The organism is Streptomyces roseochromogenus subsp. oscitans DS 12.976 (assembly GCF_000497445.1).
GTDB lineage: Bacteria > Actinomycetota > Actinomycetes > Streptomycetales > Streptomycetaceae > Streptomyces > Streptomyces oscitans.
This window is the reverse complement of record NZ_CM002285.1, coordinates 4,758,652-4,774,732: the sequence shown is the minus strand read 5'-3', so window position 1 is coordinate 4,774,732 and position 16,081 is coordinate 4,758,652. Positions and strand designations below refer to the sequence as shown.

The window sequence follows — 16,081 nt, the reverse complement described above, 5'->3', positions numbered from 1 at the left end:
CGCCCTGCTGGCCGCCACCGGGGCCTCCGCCCCAGCCGCCGCCACCCTGGCCGCCACCGCCGCCGTAACCGCCCTGGCCACCACGAGCGCCACCGGCGGTCTTGGTGACCTTGGCCGTGGCGTTGCGCAGGCTGGGGCCGACTTCCTCGACGTCCAGCTCGTAGACCGTGCGCTTGACGCCCTCACGGTCCTCATAGGACCGCTGCTTCAGCCGGCCCTGCACGATGACGCGCATGCCTCGCTGAAGCGACTCGGCGACGTTCTCCGCCGCCTGACGCCAGACCGAGCAGGTCAGGAACAGGCTCTCGCCGTCCTTCCACTCGTTCGTCTGGCGGTCGAAGGTGCGGGGAGTGGACGCGACGCGGAACTTCGCGACCGCCGCACCGGACGGGGTGAAGCGCAGCTCGGGGTCGTCGACAAGATTGCCGATGACCGTGATGACGGTCTCGCCTGCCATGGGGGAACCTCTCGGCGGGTTTGCTGCTGGCTGCTTGGTGCTGCTACTCGAATCCCGGGATCAGCTGAGCGCGAAGGCTCAGTGCATCTCGGGGCGGAGGACCTTGGTCCGGAGGACCGACTCGTTCAGGTTCATCTGGCGGTCGAGCTCCTTGACGACCGCAGGCTCGGCCTGCAGGTCGATGACCGAGTAGATGCCCTCGGGCTTCTTCTTGATCTCGTACGCGAGACGACGACGGCCCCAGGTGTCGACCTTCTCCACCTTGCCGTTGCCCTCACGGACGACGGAGAGGAAGTTCTCGATCAGGGGGGCGACAGCGCGCTCCTCCAGATCGGGGTCGAGGATGACCATCACCTCGTAGTGACGCATGTGGAACCCACCTCCTTTGGACTCAGCGGCCACGGTCGTTCCGTGGCAGGAGGGTTGTGATGCGTGCGCAACGGTATCGGCCACCACTGACAATCGGGGGTCCCTGAGGGTTCCCGCAGCGTTACCTGGGAAGGCTTGGGCAGACACCGGTGCAGACGGTACAGACTACCCGCACACCCGCTTCCGGTTGAAATCCGGCCGTGAAGGCCGCCAATCTGTACACGACGGGTGTGTGCGGCGCTACGATGCGCCGCCTTCCGCAGGAGGTGCCCATGGCACAGGCATTGCATCCCAACACCGCCGGTTCCCTCTTCGCCACGGACGGCAAGCCCCATCCGCTTCAGGACAGCCTGATGGCGGCCACGTTCGTCCTAGGCGTGCTGTCCTTCATCACGTCCTTCTTCCACAGCCTCCACCTGCTGACCTCGTGGACGGGCCTGGTGGGGCTTGCCGTCGGCATCTACGGACAGTGGATCTCGGTGACCACGCGACAGCGCTTCGGTCTGATCCTGGGTCTCGGCGCCGCAGGGGTCGGTTTCCTGATCGGCATGGCACACGGCGGACTGTTCGGCGGAGTCATCGGCCGCTGAGCATCGGACAGCGTCGTCAGACGCCTTTTCGAACCCGACAGACCGTCCCGGTCGCCCATCCGGCCGGGCATAAGGCCCGTATGCCCAGTCGGGGCGCTCGCACGGCGCAGTAGGCTTCGGCGCGAGAGCCGGAGCCCCTGTACCCATGGGGACACACCAGCCCGAGGAGCGCCCCGACATGAGCCTGACCCTGAGGACCATCAGCCGCGAGCAACATCTGGCCTACATCCAGAGCCTGCCGGCGGCGAGCCACATGCAGGTTCCGGCCTGGGCCGATGTGAAGGCGGAGTGGCGCTCGGAGAACCTCGGCTGGTTCGACGAGCGCACGGGCGAGATGGTCGGTGCGGGCCTGGTCCTCTACCGCCAGCTGCCCAAGATCAAGCGCTACCTCGCCTATCTCCCCGAGGGCCCAGTCATCAACTGGTTCGCGCCGAATCTGGACGACTGGATCCAGCCGATGCTGGCGCACCTGAAGCAGCAGGGCGCCTTCTCCGTGAAGATGGGCCCGCCGGTGATCATCCGGCGATGGAACGCGGAGACCATCAAGAAGGGCATCCAGGACCAGGACGTCAAGCGCCTGCGCGACATGGAGGCCGACTTCATCGAGCCGCGCGCCTTCGAGGTGGCGGACAAGCTGCGCCGTATGGGCTGGCAGCAGGGCGAGGACGGCGGGGCCGGCTTCGGCGATGTGCAGCCGCGCTTTGTCTTCCAGGTGCCGCTGGCGAACCGTTCCCTGGACGAGGTCCACAAGAACTTCAACCAGCTGTGGCGCCGCAACATCAAGAAGGCCGAGAAGGCCGGCGTCGAGGTCGTCCAGGGCGGCTATCAGGACCTGGCCGAGTGGCAGCGGCTGTACGAGATCACGGCGGTGCGCGACCACTTCCGACCCCGCCCGCTGTCGTACTTCCAGCGCATGTGGACGGCCCTCAACACCGAGGACCCGAACCGGATGCGGCTGTACTTCGCCCGCCACAACGGCGTGAACCTGTCCGCGGCGACGATGCTGATCGTCGGCGGACACGTCTGGTACTCCTACGGCGCCTCCGACAACATCGGCCGCGAGGTCCGGCCCTCGAACGCAATGCAGTGGCGGATGCTGTGCGACGCCTACGCGCTCGGCGCCACCGTCTACGACCTGCGCGGCATCTCCGATTCGCTGGACGAGACAGACCACCTCTTCGGCCTGATCCAGTTCAAGGTCGGCACCGGCGGTCAGGCCGCCGAGTACCTCGGTGAGTGGGACTTCCCGCTGAACAAGCTGCTCCACAAGGCACTCGACATCTACATGTCGCGCCGCTGAGCCACGGGCGTTTGATTCCATAGGGTCCACAGCTTTCACATCTCAGATACACCGCAGCCACGAGAAAGGTTCCGGGTCCGGCCATGGCGCTCACGCTCTACGTCGACACCGCGCGCTGGCGGGCGCATCACAAGCACGTGCAGGAGCAGTTCCCGGGTCTCGTCCCGGTCTGCAAGGGCAACGGCTACGGCTTCGGGCACGAACGGCTGTCGGAGGAGGCCACGCGGCTGGGCGCGGACCTGCTCGCGGTCGGCACGACGTACGAAGCCGCGCGCATCAAGGACTTCTTCAGCGGTGACCTGCTGGTGCTGACGCCGTACCGGCGCGGCGAGGAACCGGTGCCGCTGCCCGACCGGGTGGTGCGCTCGGTGTCGTCGGTCGACGGTGTGTACGGCCTCGTCGGCGCGCGTGTCGTCATCGAGGTGATGTCCTCGATGAAGCGCCACGGCATCAGCGAGCAGGATCTGCCCCAGCTGCACCAGGCCATAGAGAACGTCCGGCTGGAGGGCTTCGCCATCCATCTGCCGCTGGACCGCACCGACGGCTCGGACGCCGTCGAGGAGGTCATCGGCTGGATGGACCGGCTGCGTGCGGCCCGGCTGCCGCTGCACACGATGTTCGTCAGCCATCTCAAGGCCGATGACCTCGCCCGCCTCCAGCAGCAGTTCCCGCAGACCCGGTTCCGCGCCCGCATCGGTACGCGGCTGTGGCTCGGGGACCACGAGGCTACCGAGTACCACGGTGCCGTACTGGACGTCACGCGCGTGTCCAAGGGGGACCGGTTCGGCTACCGGCAGCAGAAGGCAGCCTCCGACGGCTTCCTGGTGGTCGTGGCGGGCGGAACGTCCCACGGCGTGGGCCTGGAGGCCCCCAAGGCCCTGCACGGCGTCATGCCGCGCGCCAAGGGAGTCGCACGGGCCGGCCTCGCCACGGTCAACCGGAACCTTTCTCCGTTCGTCTGGGGCGGCAAGCAGCGCTGGTTCGCCGAGCCGCCCCACATGCAGGTGTCGATCCTTTTCGTCCCGTCGGACGCCCCCGAGCCGAAGGTCGGCGACGAGCTGGTGGCCCATCTGCGGCACACCACCACGCAGTTCGACCGGATCGTGGACCGCTGACCGACCGGCTCGTGGACCGCTGAGCCCGGCCCAGGACAGCGAGAAGGCCGTACACGCATCGCGCGTGTACGGCCTTCTTCATGCCCTTCCGACGGTGCGTTCGCTCAGAGCGAACGACTCTCGGGGGAGGGCGGGAGCGGCCTGCCCCAGTCCACCTGAGGCACGTCGATATGGGCGGCGTGCCGCGGCGGATGGGCTGCCGCGCCGAGCACGAAGACGTCCTGCGCACCGTCGAGCACCCCGCCCGAGGGATCGTCGTCGCCCGACCGGCGCACCACGTCCCGCTCCGGCATGAGGATGTCCCGTACGACGACGGCGCACAGGTACAGCGTGGCCGCCAGGTGCAGCACGATGGCCCAGTGGTAGCCGTGCGTCGGCAGACCCTTGTGGGCGTCTCCGCTGGTCGTGTAGGCGAGGTACATCCAGATGCCCAGGAAGTACGCGATCTCGCCCGCCTGCCAGATCAGGAAGTCCCGCCACTTGGGCCGGGCGAGGACCGCGAGCGGCACCAGCCACAGGACGTACTGCGGGGAGTAGACCTTGTTGGTGAGGATGAAGGCCGCCACCACCAGGAAGGCCAGCTGGGCGAAGCGCGGCCGGCGCGGGGCGGTGAACGTCAGCGCGGCGATGCCGAGGATGCACAGCACCACCAGCACCATGGCAGCGGTGTTCACGAAGCCGGTGCTGGGCGGGTTGTTGGAGTTCTGCGCCCAGATCAGCCAGAACGAGCCGAAGTCGACGCCGCGTTCCTGGCTGAACGTGTAGAACTTCGACCAGCCCTGGAAGGCGAAGAGCATCACCGGTGCATTCACCACGAACCAGGCGATCGCGGTGCCGGCCACGGCCTGGGCGAACTCCCGCCACTTGCCGGCCCGCCAGCACAGCAGGAACAACGGGGCGAGCAGGAAGGCGGGATAGAGCTTGGCGGCCGTGGCGAGGCCCAGGAGGACGCCGAAGGCGACGGGACGGCTCCGGGACCACATCAGCATCGCGGCGGCCGTGAGCGCCACAGCCAGCAGGTCCCAGTTGACGGTCGCGGTCAGCACGAAGGCGGGTGCCAGAGCGACGAGGAGGCCGTCCCAGGGTCGCCGGCCGTGGGTGCGGGCCACGCAGACGGCGATGACAGCCGCGCACACCATCAGCATTCCGGCGTTGACGAACCAGTACCACTGCTCCTGGTGCTGGATGCCACCGCTGTGCGGGGTCAGCCAGGAGGCCACCTCCATGAACACACCGGTCAGCACCGGGTATTCGAGGTAGCCCATGCCGCCGGACATGTCGTCCGGGAGCTTGTCGAAGTACGGCACGAGATGGTCGGCGAATCCGCGGCCCTGGTAGAGGTGCGGGATGTCCGAGTAACAGGCGTGCGTGTACTGGCTGCTCGCACCGAAGAACCAGGAGCTGTCGTAGCAGGGCAGCTTCTGGACCATGCCGAGGGCGAACATGCCGATCGCCACGAGCGCGACGACCCGTACGGGGGTCCACCAGGAGGTCCCGAGCAGGGCGCGCCGCCCGAGCGGACCGCCGATCAGCTCACTGCCGGCCCGGGCGATGTCATCCTCACTGGTCGGCCGCACCGGTTCTGCCGCGCCGGGCCGCACGGGCTCGGGCTCGGGCATGCTCGCGGGCGTCATCTCTGCACTGGGCATAGGGCACATCCTGCCGTAACTGTCTAGGAGAACGCCGAGGGCCGCCGCACCTAGTGGGTGCGGCGGCCCTTGTTTCACGTGAAACACCCGCGGCGGGCGAAATGGCCGCCAACCGGTCAGCCCCGACGGCTAGCCATTCTGACCTGCGAAGAGTCCTCCATTGCCATTGCCACGGGTGTTGCCGTTGCCGGTCGTGTCCGTGACGGTCGGCGTCGGAGTGATACCTCCGTCGGTGCCACCTGTGCCATTGCCGCCGTTGCCATTCCCGTTGCAGGGGTTGCCCCAGCTCCACTGGCAGGTGTCGCTCGCCGACGGGGACGGCGACGTGGACGACGTGCTGGGCGACGGGCTCGGCGAGTTGCTCGCCGTCTGGCTCGGCGTGATGCTGGGCGTCGGCGTCGGCGTCGGAGCCCCGGCCTCGTCCTGGACCTTGCCGATCTCGGTGGCGGTCGGGAAACCGGAGTCGTTGGTGTTCTTCAGCGCGGCCTTCATGTACTCGGTCCACACCGACGTCGGGATGTCACCACCGTGGATCGACGCGACGCCGGCCGTGCCGTTCATGGACAGCAGCTGATGGTCCTTCGGGTTCTCACGGAACATCGCCACCGAGGTGGTCAGCTGCTGGGTGTAGCCGACGAACCAGGCCGACTTGTTGCTGTCGGTGGTACCGGTCTTACCGGCCGCCGTACGGCCCAGGGCCTTGGCGTTCTGACCCGTACCGTTCTGGATCACGTTCTGCAGGACGTTCGTGACGTTGTTCGCCACGTCGGCCGGAATCGCCGAGGTGATCTTCGGCTTGGTGAAGCCCGGCAGATCCTGGCCGTCCTTCTTCACCGAGGTCACGGAGTACGGATCCGTGTGCTCGCCGGACGCGGCGAAGGTGGCATACGCGTCGGCCATACGGATCGCACTCGGGGTCGAGGTACCGATGGAGAAGGACGGGTTGAGCGTGGAGAAGCTGTCCTTCAGGATGCCGGACGCCTGGGCGACATCCCGGACATGCGTCAGCCCTACATCCATGCCGAGCTGGACGAACGGCGTGTTGACGGACTGCTCCATCGCCTTGCGCAACGTGATGTAGCCCCACTTGTAGTCGCTCTCGTTGCGCTGGTAGAAGACCGAGTTGTCCTTGGCCAGGACCGTGGAGCCATCCTGGTTGAGCACCTTGAGATGGTCGTTGCCGTTGTACTTGCTCAGCGGGGAGAGGCCCTCCGGGGCGGTCTTGTAGGTGCCGTACTGCATGGCGGCGGCGAGCACGAACGGCTTCCACGTCGACCCGACCGGGACACCGGAGGTGTCGGCGTTGTTCGTGAAGTGACCGTTCTCGTAGCCGTCACCGCCGTAAAGGGCGACGATCGCGCCATCTTTAGGCTGCACCGATGCCGCGCCGAACTGGACGTACTTGTCCAGGTCGCGCTTCTTCGGATCGATGCGTTCCTTCTGGACCTTCTTCACGGCCGCGGCCAGCTCGTTGACCTTGTCCTTCTGGAAGGTCGTCTTGATCGCGTAGCCGCCCTGGTCGAACTGCGCCTCCGTGATGTCGGAGTGGGCGAGGACGTACTTCTTCGCCGTGTCCACCAGGTAGCTGATCTGGCCGGTCATGCCCCTGGTCGCCTTGCGGCCGTCGGGCATGGGGTACTTCGAGATGGCTTTCTGGTACTCGGCGTCGCTGAGGTGGTGATCGTTGTGCATCTGCTCGAGAATCCACCTCGAGCGGTCCTGCGAGCGCTTCGTGTTGGCAGCCTGCGTCGCCGAAGGGTCGAGGTCCGCGTTGCCCTCCGGGTCGAAGTACGTAGGGCCCTTGAGCAGCGCCGCGAGAACCGAGCACTCACTCGGCGTGAGATCCACCGCGTTCTTGCCGTAGTACGTCTGCGCCGCCGCCTGAATGCCGTAGGCACCGCGGCCGAAGTACGAGGTGTTCAGGTAACCCTGCAGGATCTGCTTCTTGTCGAGCTTCGTCCCCACCTTGATGGAGATGAACATCTCCTTGAACTTACGGGTGAGGGTCTGCTGCTGGCTCAGATAGGTGTTCTTCACATACTGCTGGGTGATCGTCGAACCACCCTGGGTCTGGCCGCCCCGCGCCATGTTGACCACGGCGCGCAGGAGCCCCTGGGGGTCGACACCCGAGTCCTGGTAGAAGCTCTTGTTCTCGGCCGAGATCACGGCCCACTGCATGGCATCGGGGATCTGGTCGATGCTGACGTTCTGCCGGTTGACGCCCGTGCCCGTGGCCACCATCTGCGAGCCGTCGGCCCAGTAGTAGACGTTGTTCTGGGACTTGGCCGCGTCGTTCTCGTTGGGGATCGAGACCATCGCGTAGCTGACGCCGACGAGCGCCACCAGGCTACCGACAAAGCCGATGAACAGGCCGGAGACGAGCTTCCAGGAAGGCACCCAGCGGCGCCAGCCGTACCTTCCGGCTCGGGGATAGTCGATCAGTCGCTTCTTGCCGGGTGCGGTGGACACTCGGCCCTTGCCGCGCCCGGGACCGGTCGGGCCGCCCGGGCCGCCGCGCCGGCCACCCGGGCCCGCGTTGTCGGCGCCTCTGCGGCGGCTGCCTCTCTGCGCCGCCCGGCGGGCCTCTGCCCGGCCGCCGTAGGGGCGCTCTTCACCTCCGGGACCGTTGGAGTCCGACCCATAGGAACTGGACCCATAGGAGTCGGATGGGGACCCGGTGGCGCCTCGCGGTGCCGCGCGGCGACCGGAGGACGAACCGGACTGGCCGCGTCGGGCCGCGGCACGTCCGCCTCCCTGCGGCTGCGGCGGTTTGCGACGGTGCTCGCTCATCGAACGATTACTCCTCGGGCAGGCGCACCCGTGCGCGCCTGGAACGGCGGCTGATTTCCGGTCCCCCCGAAGTACGGATGTGGTCGGTTCTGCATTCACCCGTACTGCACCGGGGACGACGACGCCCCCGAGGCGTCACTTGGTTCCCGGTGGTCTGCATGCCGCACAGACTACGCACCGCCAAAACCCACCGAGCCCTGAAGTTCACCCCAAATCAGGCAACTTGCATCGGATGAATCGGTGATGTGACCCCGTTCACCACCGTCCCTCTTGTCGCATGCGGGACGCCGTTCTATCGTCTTGATGTATCGAGTCGATACATCAGCGCGAGATAAAGACGCTGAAAGGCACTGCGAGACCCGCGGGAGCGATCAGCGGGACCGAGAGGAGGCGACGATGAGCCGGCGTTCCGGCATCCTCGAGTTCGCCGTCCTCGGCCTGCTCCGCGAGTCCCCGATGCACGGCTATGAGCTGCGCAAACGGCTCAACACGTCCCTGGGTGTGTTCCGGGCCTTCAGCTACGGAACCCTCTATCCCTGCCTCAAGACGCTGGTCGCCAACGGCTGGTTGATCGAGGAACCGGGCAGCACCCATGAGGACGCCACTCCCCTCGCCGGACGCCGAGCGAAGATCGTGTACCGATTGACGGCAGAAGGTAAGGAGCACTTCGAGCAGCTGCTCTCGCAGACGGGTCCCGACGCGTACGAGGACGAGCACTTCGCCGCACGCTTCGCCTTCTTCGGGCAGACGTCGCGCGATGTGCGCATGCGCGTGCTGGAGGGCCGGCGCAGCCGCCTGGAGGAGCGCCTGGAGAAGATGCGCGCCTCCCTGGCACGCACGCGGGAGCGCCTCGACGACTACACACTCGAGCTCCAGCGCCACGGGATGGAGTCCGTGGAGCGCGAAGTGCGCTGGCTGAACGAGCTCATCGAGAGCGAGCGGGCCGGGCGGGACCTCAGAGGTTCCGCTTCCGAGGGGTCCGCTCAGGACACCACCACAGGATCGACGGGCGGCCTGCCCCGTACCGGAGGCACCTCCGGCACGGATACGCCCGACGACACCGCCACGTGAGTCCCACCTCAGGGCCTCACTCGTACACACAGGGAGCAACCGGAATGGGTTCGGTTCGCGTAGCCGTCGTCGGCGTGGGCAACTGCGCGGCGTCGCTGGTGCAGGGAGTCGAGTACTACAAGGACGCCGACCCGGCGTCCAAGGTCCCCGGCCTGATGCATGTGCAGTTTGGTGACTATCACGTGCGCGACGTCGAGTTCGTCGCCGCGTTCGACGTCGACGCCAAGAAGGTCGGCCTCGACCTCGCGGACGCGATCGGCGCCTCCGAGAACAACACCATCAAGATCTGCGACGTGCCCAGCACCGGCGTCACGGTCCAGCGCGGCCACACCCTCGACGGCCTCGGCAAGTACTACCGCCAGACCATCGAGGAGTCGGACGCCGAGCCGGTCGACGTCGTCCAGGTCCTGAAGGACAAGCAGGTCGACGTCCTGGTCTGCTACCTGCCCGTGGGCTCCGAGGACGCGGCGAAGTTCTACGCCCAGTGCGCCATCGACGCCAAGGTCGCCTTCGTCAACGCTCTCCCGGTCTTCATCGCCGGCACCAAGGAGTGGGCGGACAAGTTCACCGAGGCCGGTGTACCGATCGTCGGTGACGACATCAAGTCCCAGGTCGGCGCCACCATCACGCACCGTGTGATGGCGAAGCTGTTCGAGGACCGCGGTGTCATCCTCGACCGCACGATGCAGCTGAACGTCGGCGGCAACATGGACTTCAAGAACATGCTCGAGCGCGAGCGCCTGGAGTCCAAGAAGATCTCCAAGACGCAGGCCGTCACCTCCCAGATCCCCGACCGGGACCTCGGCGAGAAGAACGTCCACATCGGCCCGTCCGACTACGTGGCCTGGCTTGACGACCGCAAGTGGGCCTACGTCCGCCTCGAGGGCCGCGCCTTCGGTGACGTCCCGCTGAACCTGGAGTACAAGCTCGAGGTCTGGGACTCCCCGAACTCCGCGGGTGTCATCATCGACGCCCTGCGCGCCGCGAAGATCGCCAAGGACCGCGGCATCGGCGGCCCGATCCTGTCGGCGTCCTCCTACTTCATGAAGTCCCCCCCGGTCCAGTACTTCGACGACGAGGCCCGCGAGAACGTCGAGAAGTTCATCCGCGGTGAGGTCGAGCGCTAGCTCGACACAGCCCGGCGCGCTAGCTCGACACAGCGCGGCGCGCTGAGGTGCCGAAGAAAACGCTCCTGCCAGGGCTGTGAGGGTCCCCGGGTTTCCTGACCCGGGGACCCTCGGCATATGTGAGGCTTTGCTCCATGCCCGTCGTCCGTGACCTGCGCGTCCTGCTGCGTCTGCGGGACTTCCGACGTCTGCTGTCCGTGCGCCTCCTCTCGCAGGGCGCCGACGGCGTCTACCAGGTCGCGCTCGCCGCGTATGTCGTCTTCTCCCCGGAGAAACAGACCTCGGCCGCGGCGATCGCCTCGGCGATGGCGGTCCTGCTGCTCCCCTACTCACTGGTCGGCCCGTTCGCGGGCGTCCTACTGGACCGCTGGCGGCGCCGCCAGGTCCTCGTGTACGGCAACCTGCTGCGCGCGCTCCTCGCGGCGGCCACCGCCGTACTGATGGTCAGCTCGGTGCCGGACTGGCTGTTCTACGTGTCCGCGCTGTGCGTCACGGCCGTCAACCGCTTCGTCCTCGCCGGGCTGTCGGCCGCCCTGCCGCGCGTGGTCGACCCCCAGCGCCTGGTGCTCGCCAACTCCCTGTCTCCGACGGCCGGGACACTCGCCGCGACCGCAGGGGGCGGCCTCGCCTTCCTCGTCCGGCTCGTGGCGTCGGGCTCCGATGCCGCAGTGGTCCTGCTCGGCGCCTTCCTCTATCTCTGTGCCGCCCTGACCTCACTGAGCATGGGGCGCACCCTGCTCGGCCCCGACCGGGCGCCGGCACAGCCGCACCTGCGGACCGCGCTCGTCGACACCGCACGCGATCTGCTAGCGGCCGTCCGGCATCTGGCCGAGCCCCGGCGCCGGGAGGCGGCCTGGGCACTGGCCTCGATGACGCTGATGCGCTTCTGCTACGGAGCGCTCCTCGTCCTGCTGCTCATGTTGTGCCGGTACACCCTCGCCACCACCCCCGACGACGGACTCCGGCTGCTGGGACTCGCGCTGGCGGTGTCCGGCGCGGGCTTCTTCGCGGCAGCGGTGGTGACTCCATGGGCGGTGGGACGGCTCGGCCCCGGCGGCTGGATCGTGGTCTGCTCCGGCGCGGCCACGCTTCTGGAACCTGCACTGGGTCTGCCGTTCGCCATCGGCCCCCTGATGGCCGCAGCCTTCGTCCTGGGGCTGATCACCCAGGGAGCCAAGATCGCCACGGACACGATCGTCCAGTCCTCGGTCGAGGACAGCTTCCGGGGCCGGATCTTCTCCGTGTACGACGTCCTCTTCAACGTCGCCTTCGTCGGCGCCGCCGGGGTGGCCGCCCTGATGCTCCCGCCGGACGGCCGCTCGGCGGTACTGGTGGTACTCGTCGCCCTGATCTATGCCGGGGTCGCCGTGGGCATGGCTCGCTTCGAAGCCCGCGGAGGCAGCAAAGGGGGCAATGTTTCACGTGAAACATCGCCCCCTCGCTAGACCCTCGGGACACGTTTCACGTGAAACATGTCCTCGCGCACGGCCTCAGCTCTGCTCGGCCCACCACTCCTTGAGAGCCGTCACCGCCGCGTCGTGTTCCATCGGGCCGTTCTCCAGACGCAGCTCCAGCATGTGCTTGTACGCCTTGCCGACGACCGGGCCGGGGCCGACGCCCAGGATCTCCATGATCTGGTTGCCGTCGAGGTCCGGGCGGATCGCGTCCAGCTCCTCCTTCTCCTGGAGCTGGGCGATGCGTTCCTCCAGGCCGCTGTAAGCCCGGGACAGTGCGGCCGCCTTCCGCTTGTTGCGGGTGGTGCAGTCCGAGCGGGTCAGCTTGTGCAGCCGGTCCAGCAGCGGGCCCGCGTCACGGACGTAGCGGCGCACCGCCGAATCCGTCCACTCTCCGGTGCCGTAGCCGTGGAAGCGCAGATGAAGTTCGACCAGCCGCGAGACGTCCTTTACCAGCTCGTTGGAGTACTTCAAGGCGGTCATGCGCTTCTTGGTCATCTTGGCGCCGACCACCTCATGGTGGTGGAACGAGACCCGGCCGTCCTTCTCGAAGCGGCGCGTGCGCGGTTTGCCGATGTCGTGCAGCAGCGCCGCCAGCCGGAGCGTGAGGTCGGGTCCGTCCTGCTCCAGCGCGATCGCCTGCTCCAGGACGATCAGGGTGTGCTCGTAGACGTCCTTGTGCCGGTGGTGCTCGTCACTCTCCAGTTGCAGCGCCGGCAGCTCGGGCAGTACATGGGCGGCGAGCCCGGTGTCGACGAGCAGGGCCATTCCCTCGCGCGGGTGTGCGGAGAGGATCAGCTTGTTCAGCTCGTCCCGGACCCGCTCGGCCGAGACGATCTCGATACGCCCCGCCATCTCCGTCATCGCGGTGATGACCTCGGGGGCGACCTCGAAGTCCAGCTGGGCGGCGAAGCGGGCGGCTCGCATCATCCGTAGCGGATCGTCCGAGAACGACTCCTCGGGCGTACCCGGCGTCCGCAGCACCCGTGTCGCGAGATCCTCCAGGCCCCCGTGCGGGTCGATGAACTCCTTCTCCGGCAACGCCACGGCCATCGCGTTGACCGTGAAGTCCCGACGGACCAGATCCTCCTCGATCGAGTCACCGTAGGACACCTCGGGCTTGCGCGAGGTGCGGTCGTAGGCCTCCGACCGGTAGGTGGTGACCTCGATCTGGTAGCCATCCTTCTGCGCGCCGACCGTGCCGAAGGCGATGCCGACCTCCCAGACGGCGTCCGCCCAGGGCCGGGCGATCTTCAGTACGTCCTCGGGCCGGGCGTCGGTCGTGAAGTCAAGGTCGTTGCCGAGCCGGCCGAGCAGCGCGTCGCGCACCGATCCGCCGACCAGGGCGAGAGAGAACCCGGCTTCTTGGAATCGGCGGGCGAGATCGTCGGCGACCGGGGCCACCCGCAGCAGCTCGGCGACCGCGCGCTGCTGCGCCTGGCTCAGGGCAGAGGGAGTGTCTTCGTTGGGGTTCGGCACAACAGAACAGGGTACGTGGCCTGGCGACCAGGGGCGCCCTCCATTTCCTCCGCGAGCTGCCCCGCCAGAGCCCGCGGGCAGCTCGCCGCATACCCGCCGCAAGCACTGCCCTCGCGGCGTACGGAAGCTCTCCGCTCGATACTGGATATAGAGGACGGGTTGCCGCTGTTCCTCGATCTTGTGTAGGAGACCGCGGCACTTCCCCTCAGCGCGCATCGTTACCATGCGTGGACGCACATTCCGACGACCACTGACGACGACGAGGGACGGGCGAGCGCGTGGCCGAGGCGGCTGACTTCCAGGGGACCAGTGCCTCACCTGCCCGCCGGTGGCTGCGGCGCACCGGCGCGCTGCTCGCCGGTGCGCCACTGCTGGCCGGGCTGCTGCAGCTGCCCGCCGCGGCGCACGCCCAGGCCGCCTCCGCGGACCCGGTGTCCGTCTCCCTGGACTCGCTGACCCCCACCGCCCCCACGGACGGCGACACGCTGACCGTGTCGGGCACGGTGACCAACAACGGCAAGCAGACCGTCACCGGCGCCCACGTGGGCCTGCAGATCGGCCCCATGCTGAACACCCGCTCGGCGATCGACACCATCGCTCAGCGCTCCGACGACCTGCAGTCCGGCATGGGCGCCGAGGTCGGCGGCAAGTACGTGGAGAAGTTCGCAGCGCTGTCCCCCGGTGTCGCGGAGCACTTCAGCATCTCCGTCCCCGTGGACAAGCTCGATCTCGGCGACGACGGCGTCTACGAGTTCGGCGTCTCCCTCTCCGGCCAGACCGCCGGGCAGCCCTGGGACCAGGTGCTCGGCATCCAGCGGACCTTCCTGCCGTGGCAGCCGTCGGGGGCTGACACCAAGACGAAGACGACGTTCCTGTGGCCGCTGATCTCCACGGTCCACATGACGGCAAAGACGGGCGCCGGTGAGCTTCAGACGCCGGTGTTCCTCAACGACGACCTGGCCAAGGAGCTCGCGCCGGGCGGCCGGCTGTCGCAGATGGTAGCTCTGGGCAAGGACCTCGACGTCACCTGGGTGATCGACCCGGACCTGCTGGCCTCGGTGGACGCGATGGCGACCGGCAACTACCGGCTGGCGGGAGACGGCGACACCACCACGCCCGGCCCGAAGGACCACCAGGCGCTCGCCAAGCAGTGGCTGGCGAGCCTGCAGAACGCGGTGACGGGCAAGGAGGTCGTCGCGCTGCCCTTCGCCGACCCGGACCTCGCGTCCCTCGCACACAACGGCACCAGCGTCACCGGCTCGCTCAGCCACCTCAAGGACGCCACCGACGTCGCCGCCACCACCGTCAAGACCGTGCTCCACGTCACGCCGAGCACCGACTTCGCCTGGCCGGTGGAGGGCGCCGTCGATCCGGCGATCATGAAGGTCGCGACCTCCGCCGGAGCCGACCGAGTGATCGCCCGCAGCGACAGCCTCCAGGAGACCGCCGGGCTGCCGTACACGCCCTCCGCCGCCCGCCCGGTGGGCGGCGGCACCACGGCGGTGGTCTCCGACGCCCGGCTGTCCACGGCTTTCGAGGGCGATCTGACGAAGGCAGGTTCGGCCACGCTGGCCGTGCAGCAGTTCCTGGCCCAGAGCCTCGAGGTGAACGCGCAGACGGACAAGCAGCGCAGCATCGTCATCGCCCCGCAGCGCATGCCCACGGCGAGCCAGGCACAGGCGATGGCGGCGGCGCTGAAGACGATCCAGGACGGGAACTGGTCCCAGTCCCAGGACCTCGGTGCGGCGGCCAAGGACAAGCCCGATCCGAACGCCACCACGCGTATCCCGTCGGCGTCCGCCTACCCCTCGTCGCTGCGCGCGCAGGAGCTGCCGCGGGCGGCCTTCGAACAGATCGAGCGCACCCAGGACAAGCTCGGCAGCTTCCAGGTGATCCTCTCCGACCAGTCCCGCGTCGTCACGCCGTTCGGGCGGGCCATAAACCGTGAGATGTCCACGTCGTGGCGGGGCAGGAGCGCGGAAGCGGGCAGCTACCGCGACGGCGTGGAGCAGTGGCTCGACAATCTGGCCGAACAGGTCAAGCTGATCGACAAGTCGGAGACCAAGCTCTCCGGCCGCAGCGCCACCATCCCGGTGACCGTCCAGAACAACCTCGTCCAGCCCGTCGGCCATCTGGTGCTGCGCCTCACCTCGAACATGCCGACCCGGCTGAAGATCGGCGGCAAGGCCTACGCCGAACAGCCGGTCGAGATCTCCGGCGGACACAGCCAGTCCGTGAAGTTCAGCACGTCGGCCAACGCCAACGGCCGCGTCACGGTGGTCGCCCAGCTGTACACCGAGGACGGCCAGAGGTACGGCGACCCCGTCAGCTTCGATGTGAAGGTCACCGAGATCACGCCCACCGTGATGCTGGTCATCGGCGGTGGTGTGCTGCTCCTCGTCCTCGCCGGCTTCCGGATGTACACCCAGCGCAAGCGCGCCGCGGTCCGCCAGGCGGAGGAGGACGGCCCCGGCACTGCGGAGGAGGCCTCCGACGAGCCCGGGAACCCCGACGCCCCCGCGGACCGTCTCCCGGAGAAGCCGGAGGAAGCGGAGGAATCGGACTCCGCTTCCGGGGCAGAAGCCCCGGAGCACCCGAGTGACCCTGTACCGGACACCGCACCGGAAAGCACCGACCCGTCCGGGACGGGTGAGAGAGTGGACCGTTGAGCGATGTCGTG

At 67.9% G+C, this 16,081-nt stretch carries 12 protein-coding genes; 7 read left to right on the top strand and 5 right to left on the bottom strand.

Features of this window, described 5'->3' with window-relative positions:
* Both M878_RS70185 and rpsF read right to left on the bottom strand, forming a co-directional pair.
* A partial coding sequence (locus M878_RS70185; RefSeq protein WP_023548634.1) for a single-stranded DNA-binding protein occupies positions 1-457 on the bottom strand: 457 nt, incomplete at its 3' end.
* A gap of 78 nt (positions 458-535) precedes the next feature.
* Positions 536-826 (bottom strand): 30S ribosomal protein S6, encoded by a 291-nt coding sequence (gene rpsF, locus M878_RS70180; protein ID WP_023548633.1) that lies wholly within the window; start codon positions 824-826, stop codon positions 536-538.
* Positions 827-1,098: 272 nt separating this feature from the next.
* Between rpsF and M878_RS70175 the strand changes: the two genes are divergently transcribed.
* The 3 genes from M878_RS70175 (at position 1,099) to M878_RS70165 (ending at position 3,831) form a co-directional block, all read left to right on the top strand.
* A complete protein-coding gene (locus M878_RS70175) occupies positions 1,099-1,416 on the top strand; it encodes a hypothetical protein (protein WP_031225378.1) in 318 nt (105 codons plus the stop codon).
* A gap of 178 nt (positions 1,417-1,594) precedes the next feature.
* Positions 1,595-2,716, top strand: coding sequence for a peptidoglycan bridge formation glycyltransferase FemX (femX, locus tag M878_RS70170; RefSeq protein ID WP_023548630.1), 1,122 nt, complete (start codon positions 1,595-1,597; stop codon positions 2,714-2,716).
* A gap of 83 nt (positions 2,717-2,799) precedes the next feature.
* Positions 2,800-3,831, top strand: a complete 1,032-nt coding sequence (locus tag M878_RS70165; RefSeq protein ID WP_023548628.1) for an alanine racemase — start codon at positions 2,800-2,802, stop codon at positions 3,829-3,831.
* A gap of 104 nt (positions 3,832-3,935) precedes the next feature.
* Here the strand turns inward: M878_RS70165 and M878_RS70160 are convergent, their stop codons facing one another.
* Both M878_RS70160 and M878_RS70155 read right to left on the bottom strand, forming a co-directional pair.
* Positions 3,936-5,480 carry a glycosyltransferase family 87 protein gene (locus M878_RS70160; protein ID WP_209445546.1) on the bottom strand — a complete coding sequence of 515 codons (1,545 nt, stop codon included), beginning with the start codon at positions 5,478-5,480 and terminating at the stop codon, positions 3,936-3,938.
* 129 nt (positions 5,481-5,609) lie between these two features.
* Positions 5,610-8,270, bottom strand: coding sequence for a transglycosylase domain-containing protein (locus tag M878_RS70155; RefSeq protein WP_425347902.1), 2,661 nt, complete (start codon positions 8,268-8,270; stop codon positions 5,610-5,612).
* A gap of 396 nt (positions 8,271-8,666) precedes the next feature.
* Between M878_RS70155 and M878_RS70150 the strand changes: the two genes are divergently transcribed.
* The 3 genes from M878_RS70150 to M878_RS70140 all read left to right on the top strand — a co-directional run bounded on the left by M878_RS70150 (position 8,667) and on the right by M878_RS70140 (position 11,913).
* Complete coding sequence (locus M878_RS70150; protein ID WP_023548623.1) at positions 8,667-9,341, top strand: PadR family transcriptional regulator; 675 nt, start codon at positions 8,667-8,669, stop codon at positions 9,339-9,341.
* Between the two features lie 44 nt (positions 9,342-9,385).
* Positions 9,386-10,468, top strand: coding sequence for an inositol-3-phosphate synthase (locus tag M878_RS70145; RefSeq protein ID WP_023548621.1), 1,083 nt, complete (start codon positions 9,386-9,388; stop codon positions 10,466-10,468).
* A 134-nt stretch (positions 10,469-10,602) separates the two neighbouring features.
* Positions 10,603-11,913: an MFS transporter gene (locus tag M878_RS70140; protein WP_023548619.1), complete on the top strand. Its 1,311-nt coding sequence runs from the start codon at positions 10,603-10,605 to the stop codon at positions 11,911-11,913.
* A gap of 45 nt (positions 11,914-11,958) precedes the next feature.
* Here the strand turns inward: M878_RS70140 and M878_RS70135 are convergent, their stop codons facing one another.
* Complete coding sequence (locus M878_RS70135) at positions 11,959-13,401, bottom strand: CCA tRNA nucleotidyltransferase (RefSeq protein ID WP_023548617.1); 1,443 nt, start codon at positions 13,399-13,401, stop codon at positions 11,959-11,961.
* Between the two features lie 278 nt (positions 13,402-13,679).
* Between M878_RS70135 and M878_RS70130 the strand changes: the two genes are divergently transcribed.
* Positions 13,680-16,070 (top strand): DUF6049 family protein, encoded by a 2,391-nt coding sequence (locus M878_RS70130; protein ID WP_023548615.1) that lies wholly within the window; start codon positions 13,680-13,682, stop codon positions 16,068-16,070.
* Positions 16,071-16,081 lie beyond the last annotated feature (11 nt).

Excerpts from the sequence above, each read along its gene's own strand:
- M878_RS70155 (WP_425347902.1), bottom strand. The coding sequence starts at position 8,270 with ATGAGCGAGCACCGTCGCAAACCGCCGCAGCCGCAGGGAGGCGGACGT.
- M878_RS70165 (WP_023548628.1), top strand. The coding sequence starts at position 2,800 with ATGGCGCTCACGCTCTACGTCGACACCGCGCGCTGGCGGGCGCATCAC.
- femX (WP_023548630.1), top strand. The coding sequence starts at position 1,595 with ATGAGCCTGACCCTGAGGACCATCAGCCGCGAGCAACATCTGGCCTAC.
- M878_RS70175 (WP_031225378.1), top strand. The coding sequence starts at position 1,099 with ATGGCACAGGCATTGCATCCCAACACCGCCGGTTCCCTCTTCGCCACG.
- rpsF (WP_023548633.1), bottom strand. The coding sequence starts at position 826 with ATGCGTCACTACGAGGTGATGGTCATCCTCGACCCCGATCTGGAGGAG.
- M878_RS70140 (WP_023548619.1), top strand. The coding sequence starts at position 10,603 with ATGCCCGTCGTCCGTGACCTGCGCGTCCTGCTGCGTCTGCGGGACTTC.
- M878_RS70145 (WP_023548621.1), top strand. The coding sequence starts at position 9,386 with ATGGGTTCGGTTCGCGTAGCCGTCGTCGGCGTGGGCAACTGCGCGGCG.
- M878_RS70160 (WP_209445546.1), bottom strand. The coding sequence starts at position 5,480 with ATGCCCAGTGCAGAGATGACGCCCGCGAGCATGCCCGAGCCCGAGCCC.
- M878_RS70150 (WP_023548623.1), top strand. The coding sequence starts at position 8,667 with ATGAGCCGGCGTTCCGGCATCCTCGAGTTCGCCGTCCTCGGCCTGCTC.